Below are 19046 nucleotides of genomic sequence, written 5' to 3'. Positions count from 1 at the left end.
TAAGAATGGACGCCGTGGACAACTTCTCCTACCTCGCACAGTCCGCCTTCCCGCTGATCTGGATCGTGGTGCCGGCCATCGGTGCCTTCATCCGGGCCCGGCACGCCCAATCGCGCCTGCAGGCACTGGAGATCTGGCAGCGCTGGTGGGCCATCGGCGCCTTCGGCTGCGGCAGCCTGTGGATGACGGTCGCGTTCCTCGGTGTCCCGAACGTCATGGCCACCGCGATCGGCTTCGACCGGACGCCGTTCATGTTCGAGATCGCCTTCGCCAACCTCGGGCTGGCCGTCATGGGTTTCCGGGCCGCGTCGGCATCCGCGCGCGAACGCATCACCATCGGGATCGGCGGCGGGATGTTCCTCTGGGGAGCGGTGCTCGGGCACCTCTACCAGTGGTTCGCGAACGGTGACCACGCGCCCGGGAACACCGGCGGAGTGCTGGTCAACGACTTGCTGATCCCGGCGGTAATGATCATCCTGGCCGTGTGGTCCCGGCGACTGGCGGCCGATCCGCAGCCGGCCGCGGACATCGCGGCCTGAGGCCGCGGGAGCTGTTCGGCATCATGACGACACACATCGACAACACACCCGAAGGCGAGACCGGTGAAGCGCGGGCGGAAGCGGCCAAGCGGCTGACCATGTTCGTCGACGCGGGGATCGCGATCGCGCTCACCCTGCTCGCGCTTGACCTTCCCGTGCCCACCGGCGACACCACCGCGGCCATGCTGCGGTCGGTATCCGCCCACGGCACCGAGTACCTGGCCTTCGTGCTCAGCTTCGTGGTGATCGCCGCCCACTGGCGCGCCAACCACGAGATCTTCCGCTATGTCCGCGCGCTGAACAGCCGGCTGACCACCCTCACCCTGCTGTGGCTGTTCATGCAGGTGCTGATGCCGTTCGCGACCCGGGTGATCACCGCCCAGGGCGCCTTTCCGCTCCGGTTCAGCCTGTACGCGATCGTGCAGGTCCTGGCCTCCGCCTCGACCGCGCTGATCATCCGGGAGATCCGGCGCCGGCATCTGTACCGTGCGGACGGCCCGCTCCGGGTGTTCGCGCAGAACCTGGTGCGCAGCATCTGCCTGGTCGCGGTGTTCGCGGTCTCCGTTCCGGTCGCGTTCCTGACCGAGAGCACCGGTGCGTACCTGTGCTGGCTCGCGGCGCCGATCGTGCTCACCGTCGCGCGCCGTATCCAGGGGCGTGCCGGGAAATGACCCGGTTACGGGCTCAGCGTCGCGGCCAGGGTCGCGCCGAGTTCCCAGCAGGACTCCAGGTCCTGCTTGCTCGGGTCACCGGTCACCGTCACGTGTTCGGCCGTCCGCTCCCACTGTAGGCCGGTGGTGATCGTTTCGACGCCCTTGACCGCGCCGACGGTGTCGTTGTTGCCGTGCACGAACAGGCCGTAGGGACGCTTCGCCGTCGCATCCAGGCAGGGGTAGTAGATCGTGTCGAAGGCGTGTTTCAACGCCCCGCTCATGTAGCCCAGATTGGCCGGCGTGCCGAGCAGATATCCATCGGCTTCCAGGACATCGGAGACCGTCACCGCGAGCGCGGCGCGCCGGACCAGTTCGACGCCCTCGATCTCGGGGGTGCTCGCCCCGGAGATCACGCCTTCGAGCATGGCCTGCATCGAGGGCGAGGGGGTGTGGTGGATCAGGAGCAGGGTCGACATGGCCCCAGCCTGCCAGTTCCGGTCAACGGTGTAGTGATACCGGCATGTGGCAACCCGGATCTCGTCCTCGACGAGGCGAGAGACAAGGCGGTGCTCATCGGTGATCCGGCGCGACCAGTGTCCGTTGTACTCGTAGCGCAGCGGCTCGGGTTTGCCGATCCCTTCGTTCCCGTTGCGAGTGATATCGGCGATCAATGCGTTGATTCGCTCGAGGATCTTCCGGTCAGCCGTTTGCCAGTGCAGGTATTCCTCCCCGGTATGGCTGCTGAAGGTAATTCTCATTCGAGCAGTTTTCGCTCGACCCCTTCGCCGCGTTCCAGTTCGGCGATCGAGGCCGCCAGTCGCCGCGCGTTCTCCGGGCTACGGAGCAGATACGCCGTTTCCTTGAGGGATTCGTACTCATCCAAGGCGACCATGACGACCGGTTCATGACGGCCTCCTCGCGATCCTCGATCACTCGGTTCGTCGTCTCCGCGTACGTCGGTCCTGGATTGTCGGCAATCTCAACTCGCAAGCAGTTCGCCGAGCGCGGTCAGCAGTGCCTCGAGCCGTTCGGCGGCCTCCGCCTTGGCCGAGTCCAGGTCCGCGCGCGGCGGGAGGGCGATCTCGGCGTAGCACTTGAGTTTCGGCTCGGTGCCCGAGGGACGGATGACCACCTTCACCGCTTCCCCGGTGATCCGCAGCCCGTCGGTACGCGGCAGCAGGTCGGTGCACGCGACGGCGGTCCCGGCCAGTTCGCCGGGCGGTTCGGCACGCAACCGCCGCATGATGGCCTCGCGCTCGCTCAGGTCGGTGAACCGCGGGGAGTACTGGCCGGTCAGGTGTACGCCGTGGCTGCGGGCGAGCTCGTCGAGCGCTTCGGGGACGGTGCGGTCCGCGGCACGCAGCTGGGCGAGGTGGTCGGCGGCGAACACGGCGGCGGAGATCCCGTCCTTGTCGCGCACCACATCCGGGTCCACGCACAGTCCCAGCGCTTCCTCGTAGGCGTAGACCAGTCCGGTGCCCGCGCCGTCCCCGGAGCGCACGAGCCATTTGAACCCGGTGAGCGTCTCGTCGTAGCGGGCCCCGTGCCGCTGCGCGATCCCGGCGAGCAGACCCGAGGACACGATGGTGGTGGCCACGAGCGGATCGGGGCTGGTGTTCGTGGCGAGCAGGTACTCACCGAGCAGCGCGCCGGTCTCGTCTCCGCGCAGCATCCGCCAGCCCCCGGCGTCGCGCACCCCGATCGCGCATCGGTCGGCGTCCGGATCGAGCGCGATGGCCAGGTCCGCCTCGCGTTCCGCGGCGAGTTCGAGCAGCAGGTCCGCGGCCCCGGGTTCCTCGGGATTGGGGAAGGCGACCGTGGGGAAGTCCGGGTCCGGTCCGGCCTGCGCGCCGACCAGGTGCACATCGGTGAATCCGGCGCGCGCCAAGGCATCGACCGCGACCCGGCCGCCGACCCCGTGCATCGGGGTGAGCACGATCCGCGGGCCGGGTTCGATGTTCCGCCGCACCGCGGCACAGGCGTCGAGGTAGGACTCCAGCAGGTCCGGGCCGACCTCGGTGTGGTTCGTCGCGCGCGGCACCGAGCGGGCGGGCCGCGCCGCGCCGATGGCCGCCTCGATGCGTTCGTCGGCCGGTGGCACGATCTGCGCCCCGCTGCCGTCGTAGAGCTTGTAACCGTTGTCCGCGGGCGGATTGTGCGAGGCGGTGATCTGTACCCCGGCCACGGCACCGAACGTCCGGACGGCGTAGGCGAGCACCGGAGTGGGCAGCGGGCCGGGCAGCAGCCGCGTGTCGAACCCGGATGCGGCGAACACCTCGGCGGTGGCGTGCGCGAAGGCTTCCGAACCGTGCCGTGCGTCCCGCCCGACGACCACGGTGCGCCCGGAAAGTCCCTGTCCGTGCAGCCATTCGGCGATCCCGGCCGTGGTGCGCACCACGACGGCCACGTTCATCCCGCTGACCCCGGCGCGCACCGGGGCACGCAGGCCGGCGGTGCCGAAGGTGAGCGGTTCACCCATCCGCGATTCCAGGTCCTCGGCCGCACCGGGAACCCCGGCGACCGCGTCCGCGAGCACCCGGGTCAGTTCCTCCCGGGTCCGTTCCTCGGGGTCCTCGGCGATCCAGGTCGTGGTGCGCTTGCGCAGATCCGGCGAAATCATGGGTGATCCTTCATGCCCGCTGCACGAGTTCGCGCAGCAGCGTGCCCATGCGTTCCGCGGCGGCCTGTCCGGCGGCGAGCACCTCGTGGTGGTCCAGTGGTTCCCCGGTGATGCCCGCGGCGAGATTGGTGACCAGGGAGAGCCCGAACACCTCGAGTTCGCGGGCGCGCGCGGCGATCGCCTCGAGCACGGTGGACATGCCGACCAGGTCCGCGCCGAGCGTGCGCAGCATCCGGATCTCGGCGGGCGTCTCGAAGTGCGGACCGGGAAGGCCCGCGTAGACGCCCTCGGCGAGGCTGGGGTCGATCTGTGTGGCGAGCTCGCGCAGGCGTGGCGAGTAGAGGTCGGTGAGATCGGTGAACGCGGCTCCGGTGAGCGGGCTGCGCGCGGTCAGGTTCAGGTGATCGGAGATGAGCACCGGCTGGCCGACGCTCATGTCCTCGCGCAGTCCTCCCGCGGCGTTGGTCAGCACGATCGCGCGTACTCCGGCCTCGGCGACCGTACGGATCCCGTGCACCACCGGATCGATGCCCTTGCCCTCGTAGAGGTGGGTGCGGCCGAGCACGATCAGCACCTTCGTGCCGCCGAGGGTGACCGAGCGCAGCGTGCCCCCGTGCCCGGTAACCGTGGGGGCGAGGAAGCCGGGGAGTTCGGCGAGCGGGATTTCCGTGTCCGGGGTGCCGAACACATCGGCGGCCGGGCGCCACCCGGAGCCGAGGACCACGGCGATGTCGTGTCGTTCGATGCCCGTTCGCTCGGCGATGACCGCCGCGGCTTCTGCTTCGCTAGTCACGCCGGGCAATACTAGGCCACGCTCGGAGTGCGTCCGATAGCTCTCGTCGTGGCTGCGCGGCAGGACATGGAGCGCTCGGATGTGCTCGCTAGTCCTCGGCGCGGAATGTCGGCGCGATCCGCTGATAGAGCTGCTGGTGGCCCTTGTCCTCCTGCTCGGTCGGCACGTGCACGCTGACCACCCAGAGGATCGATTCGTCCCGCGTGGCTTTGGCGTAGACGGTGCGGCCGAGGTCGGTGCTCGCGGCGCCCTGCTGCCCGTCGGCCTGGCCGGATTCCACCGTGCGGTACATGAATTCGCTGCTGTCCCCGGATTTTGCACGCTGCGTGGACAGATCGCCTGCCGGCCAGGCCTCGCGGATGCTGCGGAGGTAGTCGGAGATCGTGTGCGCGGGGAAGAACCGGGGATAGCGCTCCACGGTGATCTCCTGCTGGCCGTCCTCGCTGAGGAAGTGCACCACCGCGGCCGAGGGCAGCCGGGTGTCGGTGCGCTGTTCGACGAAGGTCGGCCAGCCCTTGGGCACCATGATGGAGAATCCGCCGCCACGGGCCCCGTTCAGCGTCTGTGCCCGTCCCTCCTGGCGGATGAGTTCCCCGATCGGCCGCGTCGGCGCGTCCGCGGCGACCACCCGGGGCTGGGGGAGGATGCTCTGCCCGCCGATGGTGCGCGCGGCGACGAAGGTGCCGGTCCCGGCGAGCAGGAACAGCACGATCGCGGCGACCACGAGCATCGGGGTCCGGCTGTGCTTCGGCTGCGATGCCGGGGCGCTCGGGGTGAATGGCAGCGGTCCCGGATCACCGGCCAGCGGTGCAGCGGTGGCGGCCTCGGTCCCGGGTTTCGGGCTGGGCGGGGGAGTGGGGGCGGGGATCGGCACCGGTTCCGGATCCGGGCTGGCCAGATCGAACAGTGACTCACCCGGAGCGGGCAGCAGCGGGTGCACCAGTCTGCGTATCTCGAGCAGGGACAGCCGGGCCTGCGGATCCTTGATCATCAGCCCGCGCACCACCTCGCCGAGCGGGCCGTCCACCTCGGGATCGGGTACCTCCCCGTCCACCACCTGGTGCAGTGTGGCGACGATCCCGCCGTCCGGTTCATAGGGCGGGCGCCCGGTCAGTGCGGCGAACAGGGTCGCGCCGAGGCTCCACAGGTCCGCGGCGGGTGCGGCTTTCGCGCCCTCCGCGATCTCCGGGGCGATATAGGCCGGTGAGCCGAGGATGATCCCGGTGTGGGTCATGGTGGACTCGGCGACGCTGCGCGCGATGCCGAAGTCGGTGAGCCGGACCTGGCCGCCGTCCCCGAGCAGTACGTTGCCCGGCTTCACATCCCGGTGGGTGATCCCGGTGCGGTGCGCGGCGCCGAGTGCCGCGGCGAGCGCGTCCGCGATGAGCGCGGCGGCCTGTTCGTCCAGTGGCCCGCTCGCGCGCAGCAGACCGGCGAGGCTGCGGCCGGTGACCAGTTCCATCACCACGAACGGAGCCCCGTCGGTCACCGCCACGTCGAAGACGGTGATCACGTTCGCCTGGTTGAGTGCGGCGACCGCGCGCGCCTCACGCAGGGTCCGCTCGCGCACCGCGTCCGCCTCGTCGTCCGGCATGCCCGCGGGCAGCTGCACCTCTTTGACCGCGACATTGCGGTACAGCAGCTCGTCGTAGGCCGACCAGACGATGCCCATCGCGCCGGTACCGAGGCGTTCCCCCAGGCGGTAACGGCCGCCGATCAGCCGGGTTTCGGAATCGGTCACGGAGACATTGTGCCCGAATGTGCGCGCAGATCGGGACCAGAGTCACACCCGTGTCCTGAATACCCGCCAGTACCATCACCACGTATGACAACCGCTCCGGAACGGCTCGAACTCGCCGCCGAGTTCGAGGCGGCGACGCGCGCGCAATGGCGGGAACTGGTCGCGGGCGTGTTCGCCAAACAAGGGCGTACCGCGCCGGACGACCCCGAACTCGCGCTGGCCACCACCACCGACGATGACATCACGATCCGCCCGCTCTACACCGCGGAGGACGGCTCGCCCGGCACGGGTCTTCCCGGCCTCGCCCCCTACGTACGCGGGGCCGATCCGCAGGGAACCGCGTGGCAGGTGCGCACCAGGGCCGGGGGCGGCGACCCCGTCGCGGTGAACGAGTGCCTGCTGGACGACCTCGAGCACGGGGCGGGCGCGGTCTGGCTCGCCGCGGGGGAGCACGGGGTACCGGCCGATGGGCTGGCGCGCGCACTGGACGGGGTGCTGCTCGATCTCGCCCCCGTCGTGCTCTCTCCCGGGGAGCGGTTCCGTGAACCGGTCGAGGCCCTGCTCGCCTGCTACGCGGCCGCGGGGATCCCGGACAGTGGAGTGCGCGCGGTCCTCGGCATCGACCCGCTCTCGGCCATCGGGCAGATCCCCGAGCCCGACCACCTCGCCGCGCTGGCGAAGCGGTACCCGAACACACAGGTGGTCACCGTGAACGGGGCGCTGTTCCACGAGGCGGGCGGTTCGGATGCCCAGGAGCTGGGCTACTCGATCGCGGCGGGACTCGCCTATCTGCGCGCGCTCACCGAGGCCGGGCTCGACGCGGACACGGCGGCGGCGACCCTCGAGTTCCGCTACGCCGCGAGCGTCGACCAGTTCGGCACCATCGCGAAGCTGCGCGCGGCTCGGCGGCTGTGGTCGCGGGTGTGCGAGGTGAGCGGTATCAAGGGGGTTCCGCAGCGGCAGCACGCGGTCGGTTCCTCGGCGATGATGACCGCGCGGGACCCCTGGGTGAACATGCTGCGCAGCACGATCGCGGCGTTCGCGGCCGGGGTCGCCGGGGCGGACGCGGTGACCGTGCGCCCCTTCGACGAGCGGGTCGGGGCCCCGGACGCGTTCGCCAGGCGCATCGCGCGCAACACCCAGTCGATCCTGCTGGAGGAATCGCACCTGGCCGGGGTGATCGATCCGGCAGGCGGTTCCTACGCCGTCGAACGGCGCACCGACGAACTGGCGAACCGGGCCTGGGAGCGATTCACCGGGGTCGAGTCCGAGGGCGGGATCGTCGCGGCGCTCGGTTCCGGATCGCTGGCCCGTGAGCTCGGACGGACCTGGAGCGCGCACCGCGAGCGGCTCGCGCACCGGACGGACCCGATCACCGGGGTCAGCGAGTTCCCCGATCTTGAGGAGCGTCCGCTTTCCCGACCGGCGGCGGACTCCGAGCCGCCGAGCATCCTGCCCGGGGTGCACTACGCGGCCGGGTACGAGGCACTGCGGGATCGCGCGGACGCCGCGGCGCAGCGGCCCCGGATCTTCCTGGCCACGCTCGGCTCGCTGGCCGCCTATACCGCGCGCGCCGGGTTCGCCCGCAACACCTATGCGGCGGGCGGGATAGACAGCGTCGAGGCAGGGCCGAGTGAGACGGTCGCGGACATCGTGTCCGCGTTCACCGACTCGGCTTGCGCCTGCGTCTGCGTGTGCGGTACCGAGGAAGCGTACGGCGAATGGCTGGCCGAACTCGTCCCCGCGCTGCGCTCGGCAGGGGCCCGGCTGATCGCCCTCGCGGGCAAGCCGCGCGGCGACCGGGACACCGGCTGCGATCAATACGTCTACGCGGGCTGCGATGCGCTCGCCGCCCTCGGCGAGATTCTGGAGGTGACCGCGTGATCCCCGACTTCTCGCAGGTCGAGCTCGGTGAACCGGCCGAGCCGGGCTACGCCGACTGGACCTCGGCACTGCGCGCAGCCACCGGTAAGGACGCCGACGCCCTCGAATGGGAGACCCCGGAGGGCATCGGCATCAAACCGGTCTACACCGCGGCCGATACCGAGGGCATCGACTTCCTGCACACCTATCCGGGTATCGCGCCGTTCCTGCGCGGCCCGTACCCGACGATGTACGTCAACCAGCCCTGGACCGTGCGCCAGTACGCCGGGTTCTCCACCGCGGAGCAGTCGAACGCCTTCTACCGGCGCAACCTCGCCGCGGGGCAGAAGGGGCTCTCCGTCGCCTTCGACCTGGCCACCCACCGCGGCTACGACTCCGACCACCCGAGGGTCGGCGGGGACGTCGGTATGGCCGGGGTCGCCATCGATTCCATCTACGACATGCGCACCCTCTTCGACGGCATCCCGCTGGACAAGATGAGCGTCTCGATGACCATGAACGGCGCGGTGCTCCCGGTGCTCGCGCTCTACATCGTGGCCGCCGAGGAGCAGGGGGTCGCGCACGAGAAGCTCGCGGGGACCATTCAGAACGACATCCTCAAGGAGTTCATGGTCCGCAACACCTACATCTATCCGCCGCAGCCCTCGATGCGGATCATCTCGGACATCTTCTCGTTCACCTCGACCGAGATGCCGAAGTTCAACTCGATCTCGATCTCCGGCTACCACATGCAGGAGGCCGGGGCCACCGCCGACCTGGAGCTCGCCTACACCCTCGCCGACGGGGTGGAGTACATCCGGGCCGGTCTGGACGCGGGCCTGGACATCGACAAGTTCGCGCCCCGGCTCTCGTTCTTCTGGGCGATCGGGATGAACTTCTTCACCGAGATCGCCAAGATGCGTGCCGCCCGGCTGCTGTGGGCGAAGCTGGTCAAACAGTTCGAGCCGAAGTCCGCGAAGTCGTTGTCGCTGCGCACCCACTGCCAGACCAGCGGCTGGTCGCTGACCGCCCAGGATGTGTACAACAACGTGGTGCGCACCTGCGTCGAGGCGATGGCCGCGACCCAGGGGCACACCCAGTCGCTGCACACCAACGCGCTCGACGAGGCGCTCGCGCTGCCCACCGACTTCTCCGCGCGCATCGCCCGCAACACGCAGCTGGTGCTGCAGCAGGAATCCGGGACCACGCGCACCATCGATCCCTGGGGCGGCAGCTACTTCGTCGAGCGGCTCACCAAGGATCTCGCGGAGAAGGCCTGGGCGCACATCACCGAGGTCGAGTCCGCGGGCGGGATGGCGCGCGCGATCGACGCCGGTATCCCGAAGCTGCGCATCGAGGAGGCGGCCGCGCGCACCCAGGCGCGCATCGACTCCGGCCGCCAGTCGCTGATCGGCGTGAACAAATACCAGCTCACCGCCGAGGAGCAGATCGACGTGCTCAAGGTGGACAACGCCGATGTGCGCGCCCGCCAGCTGGACAAGCTGCGCCGGCTGCGCGAGGAACGGGACCAGGAACAGGTGGACCACGCGCTGCGGCAGCTCTCCGGGGCCGCCGAATCCGGCGAGGGCAACCTGCTCGAGCTCGCGGTCGCCGCCGGCCGGTCGATGGCCACCGTCGGCGAGATCTCCGACGCGCTAGAGCGAGTGTGGGGCAGGCATTCCGGGCAGATCCGTACCATCTCCGGTGTGTACTCGCACGAGGTCGGCAAAGCGTCCAATGTGGACACCGCGCGCTCGATCGTGGATTCCTTCGCCGAGGGCGAGGGGCGCCGCCCGCGCATCCTGGTCGCCAAGATGGGCCAGGACGGGCACGACCGGGGGCAGAAGGTCATCGCGACCGCGTTCGCCGACCTCGGCTTCGACGTGGACGTCGGCCCGCTGTTCTCCACCCCCGCCGAGGTCGCCCGGCAGGCGGTCGAGGCGGATGTGCACGTGATCGGGGTGTCCTCGCTCGCGGCCGGGCACCTGACCCTGGTCCCCGCGCTGCGCGAGGAACTGGCCGCCAACGACCGCTCGGACATCATGGTCGTGGTCGGTGGCGTGATCCCGCCGGGTGACTTCGACGCGCTGCGCGAGGCGGGCGCGGCCGCGATCTTCCCGCCGGGCACCGTGATCGCCGATGCCGCGATCGACCTGCTCCGTCAGCTCTGCGCCCAGCACGGCCACCCGGTGCCGGAGGATTAGACGTGGCCGAGCTTGCGAGGCCGCCATCGGACACAGTGCCGTCGGCCGCGGGGCTGACGAGCGTCAGCGAGGAAGGTGCGGCGGCCGAGCTTGCGAGGCCGCCATCGGGCACAGCACGGCGCGTCACGAAGCCGAGGAGCGTCAGCGAGGAGGCGCCGTGACGATAGACGTCGCCGCGATGGCCAAGGAGGTGCTGGCTGGCAAGCGCGGGGTGCTCTCCCGGGCGATCACGCTCGTCGAGTCCACCCGGGCCGATCACCGGGCCAAGGCCGCCGAACTGCTCACCGAACTGCTCCCGCACTCGGGCAGGGCGATGCGGCTCGGCATCAGCGGGGTTCCCGGGGTGGGCAAGTCGACCTTCATCGACGCGCTCGGCAGCATGCTCACCACGCGCGGGCACCGGGTCGCCGTGCTCGCCGTCGATCCCTCCTCCAGCAAGACCGGAGGGGCGATCCTCGGCGACAAGACCCGGATGGCGCGGCTGGCCGTGGACCCGAACGCCTTCGTGCGTCCCTCGCCGACCTCGGGCACTCTCGGCGGGGTGGCCCGGGCCACCCGGGAGACCATGGTGCTGATGGAGGCCGCGGGCCACGATGTGGTGCTCGTGGAAACCGTCGGTGTCGGCCAGTCCGAGACCACCGTGGCCAATATGGTCGACTCCTTCCTGTTCCTCACCCTCGCGCGCACCGGTGACCAGCTGCAGGGAATCAAGAAGGGGGTGCTCGAACTGGCCGATGTGATCGCGGTGAACAAGGCCGATGGGGATCACGAACGCGAGGCCCGCCGTGCGGCACGCGAACTCGCCGGGGCACTGCGGATGCTGCGCTCCAGCGAGGACGAATGGCACGCCCCCGTGCTCACCTGCAGCGGGCTGACCGAGACCGGGCTGGACACGGTGTGGACCCAGCTCGGCGCGCATCGGGAGGCCGCGCTCGCGGACGGCTCCTTCGAGGAGAACCGCCGTCGTCAGCAGGTGGACTGGATGTGGTCGATGGTGCGTGATCAGCTGTTCGACTCGCTGCGCGCGAACCCGGATGTGGCGGCGATCGTGGACGGTGTGCAGCGGGAGGTGCGCGAGGGACGGCTGGCCGCTTCACTCGCCGCGGCGCGGATCCTGGACGCGTTCACCCGCGAGCGGGCACACTGAGCGTGTGCGTTCACAACACCGCGCCAGCCGGATCGTCCTGCTCGGGCTGTGCGCCATGCTGCTCGGCCTCGGCGGCGGACTGCTCCCACAGGTAGCCACGGCGCAGCCGGCCACTTCCGCCGCCCTGGTCGGTTCCTCGACCGCGGTCGGCGGGCACGCCGCGACCGCCGGACCGGAGCCCGGGGTGTCGATCAACAAGCAGCAGGAGCAGGCCGACAAGGAGCGTTCGGCCAACAAACTGATCCTCGGCGTGGTCGTGGTGCTGCTGCTCGTCATCGTCTACTTCGGGCGGCGCAAGCGCGGCAAGTACCGCAGGAAGCTCAAGAACCTCCAGAACGCCAAGGCATAGTCCCCTGCTCCGTCATCTGCCGTGCTCTTTCGGTAACGAACTCTGAGACCTCGAGGCCCGCGCACAGCGTTCGGCCGGGCTGAATTCCCGATTGCCGTCCAGCGCACTCGCGCGACCGGCGAGCGGTTGATCAGCCGAAACTACGTTCTGTCGTCGAGTATCCGTGCATGATGAGCACGACAGCGCAAGCCTTTCGAGGAGGTTCGCCGATGGAGCCGCAGCAGTGACCCTGGTCGACGCACAGCCGGAGCGCACCGGCGGAATCGAGGAGTTGCTCACCGGAGCGGGCGACGTCGCCGACCTGGCCAAGGGACGGGGACCGGACTGGCTGGAGAGCTGGTTGCGCCGCGGCAGCGCGGATCTCGTCGCCTGGCGCAGGCTCATCCACGCCCGCCCCGAGCTCGCCCGCGACGAGTACGCGACCACCGAACTCGTCGGTGACCTGCTGCGCTCGATCGGGCTCAAACCCGATGTCCTCCCGAACGGAACCGGCCTGATCTGCGATATCGGCAGCGGGGACCGGTGCGTCGCGCTGCGTGCGGACATCGACGCCCTGCCCGTGCACGAGGACACCGGCCTCCCGTTCGCCTCGACCGTGGACGGGGTGGCGCACGCCTGCGGACACGACGCGCATACCGCGATGCTGCTCGGCGCCGCGCATGCGCTCGTCCAGGCCCCGAGCCTGCCCGGGCGGGTACGGCTGATCTTCCAGCCCGCCGAGGAGGTCATGCCCGGCGGCGCGCTCGACGTGATCGAGGCGGGCGGGCTCGAGGGGGTCGAGCGCATCTTCGGCCTGCACTGCGAACCGAAACTGGACGTCGGCACGGTCGGCACCCGGGTCGGCCCGATCACCTCCGCGACCGATTTCATCGAGCTGGGGCTCACCTCTCCCGGCGGGCACACCTCCCGCCCCCATCTGACCGCGGACCTGGTCAACGCGCTCGGCTCGGTGATCACCGGCCTGCCCGCGCTGTTGTCCAGGCGGGTCGACCCACGCTCCGGGACGGTGCTCGTCTGGGGTGCGGTGCACGCGGGGAACGCACCGAACGCGGTGCCCAAGGAGGGGCAACTGCGCGGCACGCTGCGCACCGCCGACCGGGACACCTGGGCCGCGCTCGAACCCCTGGTGCGCGAATTCGTCGCCGCCCTCGTCTCGCCGACCGGGGTCGGGTTCGAGCTCGACTACCGCAGGGGAGTTCCCCCGGTGGTCAACGAGGAACGCAGCACCGAACTGCTCTCCGAGGCCGTGACCTCGGCGATCGGCACCGATGCGGTCGCCACGGCGCCGCAGTCCTCAGGTGGCGAGGACTTCGCGTGGTACCTGGAGCAGGTGCCGGGCACCTTCGCCCGGCTCGGGGTGCACGGCGGTGGCGAGCACCGGGATATCCACCGGCCCGCCTTCGACATCGACGAGCGGGCGCTTCCCATCGGTGTCCGGGTCCATGTGACAGCCGCGCTGCACGCGCTGACCGCGCAGCGCTGACCACCGGCCGTCTGTCTGCGCGGTTGTCCACAGCGGCCACCGCCATCCACAGATTTGCGCAGGCCCGTTGTCTTCCGGGCGGACCACGGCATGCTCGTTCTCATGACCGTGTCGACCCGATCGGATCTTGCCTTGCGCTGCGACCTCGGCTCGACTTCTCACTCGCTCCGGGCCTCGCTCGCTGAGGCTCGCTCGTGTCCTCACTCGATCGGCGTCTTCGCGGACTCGCTCGCCGGGGCTCGCTGCGATGCTCGGGGAGCTCCGCTCACATGACCGAGCTGAGCTGCATGACCAACGGCGCGTGTATCGAGCGCGCGGCGCGTGCCGAGATCGGTGGGTATCCGCTGCGCCTCGCGGTGAGCACCGGGCAGCTGCGGGAACGGTTCCCCGGGGTGCTGGTGCGCGGGGCGCGGGCGGCCGACCCGCTCACCGTCGCCTCCGCCGCCATCCTGTGGTGCGGGCCGGGCAGTGTGCTGTGCCGGGCGAGCGCCGCCTGGCTGCACGGCTGCTCCAGCGCCCGCGTCCAGCAGGTGCACGTGCTCCGGCCGTACGGCCGCAATCGCAGTGCGCCATCCGGTATCCGGATCCATCACGGAGACCCCGCCCGCTATGCACCGGACACCGTCTGCGGGCTACCGACGGTAGGTCTCGACCACGCGCTCGCCGAACTGCTGTGCGCGCCGGAACGGGATTTCGGATTCGCCGTGGCCGAGGAGGCTCTCGCCCTACAGCCGGTGGCGTGGCGAAGATCCTTCCGCGCCGGAATCCGGGCCCGGATCGCCGAACGGCGCGATCCCCGCTACCGCGAACGGGGCGATCGGCTCAGCTGCCTGGTCAGCGGCAAGACGAGGGGAACGGCCGCCGGTGCCGCGCTGCTGGCGATCGCCGACCATGGGTTGCCCGTCCCACGGCTGTGGTTCCCGGTACGCGATGCCGCCAGACGTGAGCTGTACCGGCTGGAGTTCGCCTGGCCGGCCGACCGCCTGGCGCTCGAAATGACCCGGGCACCGGACCCGTTGCGTGATGCGGACCTGCGGGAGCGGGGATGGAGCCTGATCCGTGCCGGACCCGGCACGGGCTGGCTCGCCGAACTCGGCACCGGGCTCAGTGTCGCGTTAGGCGATTCCGGAAGGGAGTCCGGTCACGGACCGATGCCCCGGCAGGGCCGGGTGCGCAACGAGGACACGTAGTCGGCGGGTGCACCGGCGGCCTCGGCGGCATCGGACATCACGCCGAGATAGCGCGCCGAAGGGAGACCGCCCTCGTAGGCATCGAGCACGTACAGCCAGGAAAGGACCGAACCGCCGAGTGTCTGCACCCGGAGCCGGATCTTGCTGTGCAGGCCGAGCTCGGAACCCTCCCAGCGGTCCAGGCGCGCCTCGTCGTACGGCGTCACGTCGTAGAGCACCACGAAAACCTGCGAGTCGGGATCCTCGACGATCGTGGCGAGCGCGCCCTCCCAGCCGATGTCCTCGCCGCCGAACGTGAGCCGCCACCCGATGAGCCACCCCGTTTCGGACATCGGAGAGTGCGGGGCGCGCTCGGCCATCTGCGTCGGATCCATGTTGGACCCATAAGCTGCATACAACGCCACGGAGACAGACTATTCGATCACTCCCGCGCGGGTTGCGGGCCGTGCCCCGTGCGTCCGTTTCGTTCGCGCGCGCGTACGGTAACGAGCGAGTTCTCGGGTGAGAGGGAGGCCAGCACGTGACCCGCATCGTGATCATGGGCGGCGGGATCGCCGGATACGAGTCGGCGCTCGTCGGGGCACAGCACGGCGCGGAGGTGACGGTCGTCGAGGAGGAAGGGCTCGGCGGCGCGTGCGTGCTCTACGACTGCGTGCCCTCGAAGACCTTCATCGCCTCGGCCGGGGCGCGGTCCTCCTTTCATGCGGTCGACGAGCTGGGCATCCACGCCGAGACCGAGAAGGCCGTGGTGGATGTGCCGACGGTGCACGGCAGGGTCAAGGGACTCGCGCTCGCCCAATCGGCCGACATCCGGGCCCGGCTGCAGCGTGAGGGTGTGCGGATGCTCACCGGGACCGCGCGTTTCTGCGACGAGGCACCGGGATTGGCGCAGCACAGCATCGAGGTCGAGCTCACCGAAGGCGGAACCGAGGTGCTTTCCGCCGATGTGGTGCTCATCGCCACCGGCGCGCATCCGCGGGTGCTCCCCGGCGCGGAACCGGACGGCGAACGGGTACTGACCTGGCGCCAGCTCTACGAACTCGACCAGCTCCCGGAACACCTGATCGTGGTCGGCTCCGGGGTCACCGGTGCCGAGTTCGCCTCCGCCTACACCGAGATGGGTGTGCAGGTGACCCTCGTGTCCAGCCGGGACAGGGTGCTGCCGCACGAGGACGCGGACGCGGCGGCGGTGCTCGAGGACGTGTTCGCCGAACGCGGCACCAGGGTGCTCAAGCACGCCCGCGCGGACGCCGTGGAGCGTACCGAGGACGGAGTGGTCGTGCGGCTCTCCGACGGGCGCACCGTGACCGGCAGTCATGCGTTGATGACCGTGGGTTCGGTACCGAACACCGAAGGCATCGGCCTCGAACGGGTCGGCATCGAACCGGACAGGGGCGGGTTCATCTCGGTGGACCGGGTCTCGCGTACTTCGGTGTCCGGGATCTACGCTGCCGGCGACTGCACCGGCGTGCTCATGCTCGCCTCGGTGGCCGGGATGCAGGGCCGGATCGCGATGTGGCACGCGCTCGGCGAGGGCGTCGCCCCGATCAAACTCAAGACGGTCGCGGCGAACGTGTTCACTCACCCCGAGATCGCCACGGTGGGGATCAGCCAGCAGGCGATCGACGCCGGTGAGGTACCCGCGCGCACCGTGATGCTCCCGCTGGCCACGAACGCCAGGGCCAAGATGGACGGGCTGCGCCGTGGCTTCGTCAAGCTGTTCTGCCGTCCGGCGACCGGGGTCGTCGTCGGCGGTGTGGTCGTCGCACCACGGGCGAGCGAGCTGATCCTGCCGATCACCCTTGCCGTGCAGAACCAGCTCACCGTGGACAACCTGGCGATGACCTTCTCGGTCTACCCCTCGCTGTCCGGTTCGATCACCGAGGCCGGGCGCCAGCTGATGCGCCACGACGACCTGGACTGAACTCACGGGTAACACGGCTGATCTGGGCAGAGGCGGATTTTTTCGATACGTGGCAACCTTTCCGGGCCAACGGGCGTCTTTTGAGTGAGGCCTTCCGGAAGGGTTCGAATAGACACCGCTCGAAGCGATTCGACGGTTTACCGCAGGCATTTCGTGTGCGGTACTTCGGTAATCGCTCGATATTTTTCGGAGGTCACGAATGCGTATCAGTTCGCGTAAGAGTTTCAGGTTGATCACCAGTGCCGCGGGCACCGGCGTCCTCGTACTTGCGACCGCCATCGGCGCCTCTGCGGCGACGGCCCCGGCCCAGGAACCGACCGCGGCCCCCGCGCCGACCACCTCGGCGGATCCGACCAGCTCACCCGCTCCGACGAGCACGAGCCAGCCGGAACCCACGACGAGCAAACCGGAACCCACGACCACGCAGCCCGGTGGTGACTCGCAAGGCTCGTCCCTGACCGTGTCTCCGCACTCCGCCCGCCCGGGCCAGGGCGTGGTGGTGCGACTGACCTGTCTCGGGGACAAGGGCTCGACGAGTTCTCCCGCGCTGCGGATGGGCAGGGCCGACGGTGCGGCCGGCTCGCTGTACGAGAACGCCACCGTCGCCTCGGTCAAACCGGGAACCTATTCGGTCACGTCGAGCTGCGCGGGCAAGCCGCTCTCGGCGAGCCTGACGGTGCTCGGTGCGAAAAAGCCCTCGAAGCCGGTGCCGATCAGCGAGCACCAGGTGACCGTGGTGCCCAAGGGTGCCGCGGAGACCGGTGACGGATCGCTCGCCGGCCTTCGCTGAGCCGATGCGAAAGGCACGCCTCGCGACGGCGGTGGTCGCGGCGGTGGCACCCGCACTGCTCGCGGCGGGTTGCGCGGGACCGAGCGCGCAACCTGCCGGGCAGGCGGCACCCAAGCCCGCGGCCAGCTCCGCACCGCAGGCGGGAATGCCGCGATCGACGCCGGTACGGTTGGACATTCCCAGTATCGGCGCGGAATCCGGCCTCGTCCCGCTCGGTCTGCAGTCCGACGGGAGTGTCGCGGTACCGCCGGTGAGCCAGCCGCGCCAAGCCGGCTGGTACCGGAACGGGCCCACACCGGGGCAGGTCGGTCCGTCGGTCGTACTCGGCCATGTCGACGGGAACCACAAGAAGGGGATCTTCTACGACCTCGACAAGGTCAAGGCAGGCCAGGAGGTCGACATCGCCCGCGCGGACGGGAAAACCGCGCGGTTCCGGGTGCGTGCGGTGGATCAGGTGCCCAAGGACGAGTTCCCCACCCAGGCGGTGTACGGCAACACCACCAAACCCGAGCTGCGGCTGATCACCTGCGGCGGTTCCTTCAACCGCGCGGAGCGCAGCTATCGGGACAACGTCATCGTCTACGCAGATCTTTTCCGCGGTTAGAGGCAACCGAATCCGGGTACGGACGTCTTTGTCTGTACAGGGATTCGGGAACCACGGCCGGTGAAGGGGAAACAACGCATGTCCAAGGCGGCTAGACGCCTGTGCACGGTGGCCGCCGCGTTCGCGTTCGGCGCCTTGCTCACCGCGCCGGCGATTGCGGAAACTGTTGTGCCGCAACATGATTCGGCACGCTCGGTGCAGATTTCCCTGCACAAGCAGGAAACGCCGCACCAGCAGGGAAACGTGGCGCAGCCGGAGGACGGGGACCGGGCCAACGGGGATTCCGCGCAACAGGTCGCTCCGAAACCGCACGGTGCGGCGGAAGCCGGCGACGGGGCCACGGTGGGGTACACGGATCTCGACGGTGTGCCCGGGCGCCCGGACACCGGCTGGCTGATCGGGGGTGGCATCGCAGCGACCCTGTTCGGTGGGGTGACCGGGGCGGCCGCCTTCCACCGGGTGCGCCGCTGAGCGCCGGAACACCAGGTGCGACCGGGGGAGTCGTGCGGGTGCGGATTCGGGAGGGTATCCGCACCCGCCGTCCACGTTCAGCCCGGGCCGCCCGCAGGGCGCCACATCGGATAGAACTCGGGGGAACCGGACCGGATGCGCACCTGCGCGGTGACGGTGAAGCCATGCCGTTCGTAGAGCGGGACGTTGCGTTCGTTCGTGCTCTCCAGATGCGCGGGCAACCCGGCCTCGTCGATCACCGCGAGCTGCTTCTCGAGCAGTGCGCCACCGATACCCTTGCCGCGCGCATGCGGTTCCACCCCGAGCAGGTGCAGGTACCAGTGCGGTTCGCGGGGCTGGTGTTTCCTGCTGAGGGAGTCGAAGGCGAGTAGCCGGTCGATCCGCAGGCGGGCAGCATGCAGCACGCCGGGCGCTAGGCGCAATTCGCCGAGCGCGCCGAACTCGTGTGCGCCCGGCATGGTCCAGACCGCGGCCCCGCCCTCGGTGAGCGCGCAGACCCCGCGGCGCAGATAGTGCGCCTGCAGCAGGGCACGGAACAGGATGGTGACCGCGTGGGTGCAGTCCTGGCGTTCCCGGAACATCCACAGCATCACGGGATCCTCGGCGAACGCGGCACCGAGGATCCCGGCGAGCCGTCCGGCATCCGCGCCACCGGCGGCGCGAATCGGGGCCATG

At 69.9% G+C, this 19046-nt stretch carries 19 protein-coding genes and 1 pseudogene; 12 read left to right on the top strand and 8 right to left on the bottom strand.

What is annotated here, in order from left to right:
• The first annotated feature begins 14 nt into the window (after nt 1-14).
• On the top strand, nt 15-539 hold the full coding sequence (locus A37U_RS0120370; protein ID WP_026197418.1) for a DUF6790 family protein: 525 nt from the start codon (nt 15-17) through the stop codon (nt 537-539).
• A 23-nt stretch (nt 540-562) separates the two neighbouring features.
• Nucleotides 563-1210, top strand: a complete 648-nt coding sequence (locus A37U_RS0120365; protein ID WP_051111697.1) for a TMEM175 family protein — start codon at nt 563-565, stop codon at nt 1208-1210.
• 5 nt (nt 1211-1215) lie between these two features.
• On the opposite strand, the gene A37U_RS52650 is transcribed toward A37U_RS0120365, so the two are convergent.
• The 6 genes and pseudogenes from A37U_RS52650 to A37U_RS0120340 all read right to left on the bottom strand — a co-directional run bounded on the left by A37U_RS52650 (nt 1216) and on the right by A37U_RS0120340 (nt 6346).
• The gene (locus A37U_RS52650) at nt 1216-1668 is read right to left on the bottom strand and encodes a flavodoxin family protein (RefSeq protein ID WP_026197416.1); all 453 of its coding nucleotides are present in this window, start codon (nt 1666-1668) and stop codon (nt 1216-1218) included.
• Nucleotides 1669-1710: 42 nt separating this feature from the next.
• A pseudogene (locus A37U_RS52645) lies at nt 1711-1950 on the bottom strand (Txe/YoeB family addiction module toxin); the annotation flags it as partial.
• Nucleotides 1947-2084, bottom strand: a complete 138-nt coding sequence (locus tag A37U_RS53765; RefSeq protein WP_020498517.1) for a type II toxin-antitoxin system Phd/YefM family antitoxin — start codon at nt 2082-2084, stop codon at nt 1947-1949. The pseudogene A37U_RS52645 and the gene A37U_RS53765, both read right to left, overlap by 4 nt.
• Nucleotides 2085-2171: 87 nt before the next feature.
• Complete coding sequence (locus A37U_RS0120350) at nt 2172-3812, bottom strand: phospho-sugar mutase (protein WP_020498516.1); 1641 nt, start codon at nt 3810-3812, stop codon at nt 2172-2174.
• A gap of 10 nt (nt 3813-3822) precedes the next feature.
• Nucleotides 3823-4605: a purine-nucleoside phosphorylase gene (locus A37U_RS0120345; protein ID WP_020498515.1), complete on the bottom strand. Its 783-nt coding sequence runs from the start codon at nt 4603-4605 to the stop codon at nt 3823-3825.
• A gap of 88 nt (nt 4606-4693) precedes the next feature.
• Nucleotides 4694-6346 (bottom strand): serine/threonine-protein kinase, encoded by a 1653-nt coding sequence (locus A37U_RS0120340; RefSeq protein ID WP_020498514.1) that lies wholly within the window; start codon nt 6344-6346, stop codon nt 4694-4696.
• 84 nt (nt 6347-6430) lie between these two features.
• Here A37U_RS0120340 and A37U_RS52985 point away from each other — a divergent pair, with 84 nt between their 5' ends.
• From A37U_RS52985 to A37U_RS48430, 6 genes are all read left to right on the top strand, one after another.
• Nucleotides 6431-8230 carry a methylmalonyl-CoA mutase family protein gene (locus A37U_RS52985; RefSeq protein ID WP_020498513.1) on the top strand — a complete coding sequence of 600 codons (1800 nt, stop codon included), beginning with the start codon at nt 6431-6433 and terminating at the stop codon, nt 8228-8230.
• Nucleotides 8227-10413, top strand: a complete 2187-nt coding sequence (gene scpA / locus A37U_RS0120330; RefSeq protein WP_020498512.1) for a methylmalonyl-CoA mutase — start codon at nt 8227-8229, stop codon at nt 10411-10413. The genes A37U_RS52985 and scpA overlap by 4 nt, the downstream gene beginning before the upstream one ends.
• 157 nt (nt 10414-10570) lie before the next feature.
• Complete coding sequence (gene meaB / locus A37U_RS0120325; protein ID WP_276141800.1) at nt 10571-11560, top strand: methylmalonyl Co-A mutase-associated GTPase MeaB; 990 nt, start codon at nt 10571-10573, stop codon at nt 11558-11560.
• Nucleotides 11561-11564: 4 nt separating this feature from the next.
• The gene (locus A37U_RS0120320) at nt 11565-11909 is read left to right on the top strand and encodes a hypothetical protein (protein WP_020498510.1); all 345 of its coding nucleotides are present in this window, start codon (nt 11565-11567) and stop codon (nt 11907-11909) included.
• Between the two features lie 223 nt (nt 11910-12132).
• Complete coding sequence (locus A37U_RS0120315; protein WP_020498509.1) at nt 12133-13392, top strand: amidohydrolase; 1260 nt, start codon at nt 12133-12135, stop codon at nt 13390-13392.
• A 269-nt stretch (nt 13393-13661) separates the two neighbouring features.
• Nucleotides 13662-14582, top strand: coding sequence for a hypothetical protein (locus A37U_RS48430; RefSeq protein WP_020498508.1), 921 nt, complete (start codon nt 13662-13664; stop codon nt 14580-14582).
• On the opposite strand, the gene A37U_RS0120305 is transcribed toward A37U_RS48430, so the two are convergent.
• Nucleotides 14534-14986, bottom strand: coding sequence for a gamma-glutamylcyclotransferase (locus A37U_RS0120305; protein ID WP_083933658.1), 453 nt, complete (start codon nt 14984-14986; stop codon nt 14534-14536). The two genes, A37U_RS48430 and A37U_RS0120305, sit on opposite strands and share 49 nt — an antisense overlap.
• Before the next feature lie 116 nt (nt 14987-15102).
• Between A37U_RS0120305 and A37U_RS0120300 the strand changes: the two genes are divergently transcribed.
• The 4 genes from A37U_RS0120300 (at nt 15103) to A37U_RS0120285 (ending at nt 18371) form a co-directional block, all read left to right on the top strand.
• Nucleotides 15103-16506: an NAD(P)H-quinone dehydrogenase gene (locus A37U_RS0120300; RefSeq protein WP_020498506.1), complete on the top strand. Its 1404-nt coding sequence runs from the start codon at nt 15103-15105 to the stop codon at nt 16504-16506.
• 199 nt (nt 16507-16705) lie between these two features.
• Nucleotides 16706-17296 (top strand): hypothetical protein, encoded by a 591-nt coding sequence (locus A37U_RS48425; protein ID WP_020498505.1) that lies wholly within the window; start codon nt 16706-16708, stop codon nt 17294-17296.
• Nucleotides 17297-17300: 4 nt separating this feature from the next.
• Nucleotides 17301-17900 carry a class F sortase gene (locus tag A37U_RS0120290; RefSeq protein WP_020498504.1) on the top strand — a complete coding sequence of 200 codons (600 nt, stop codon included), beginning with the start codon at nt 17301-17303 and terminating at the stop codon, nt 17898-17900.
• A 78-nt stretch (nt 17901-17978) separates the two neighbouring features.
• Nucleotides 17979-18371: a hypothetical protein gene (locus A37U_RS0120285; RefSeq protein WP_157182904.1), complete on the top strand. Its 393-nt coding sequence runs from the start codon at nt 17979-17981 to the stop codon at nt 18369-18371.
• 77 nt (nt 18372-18448) lie between these two features.
• Here the strand turns inward: A37U_RS0120285 and A37U_RS44410 are convergent, their stop codons facing one another.
• Entirely contained in the window at nt 18449-19045 is a 597-nt protein-coding gene (locus A37U_RS44410; RefSeq protein WP_020498502.1) for a GNAT family N-acetyltransferase, read from the bottom strand.
• Between the last annotated feature and the right edge of the window lies 1 nt (nt 19046).

The organism is Sciscionella marina DSM 45152, assembly GCF_000379465.1.
In the GTDB taxonomy this organism is placed as follows: Bacteria; Actinomycetota; Actinomycetes; order Mycobacteriales; family Pseudonocardiaceae; genus Sciscionella; species Sciscionella marina.
The sequence above is the reverse complement of the archived record's forward strand: the minus strand, read 5'-3'. Positions and strand labels throughout refer to the sequence as shown.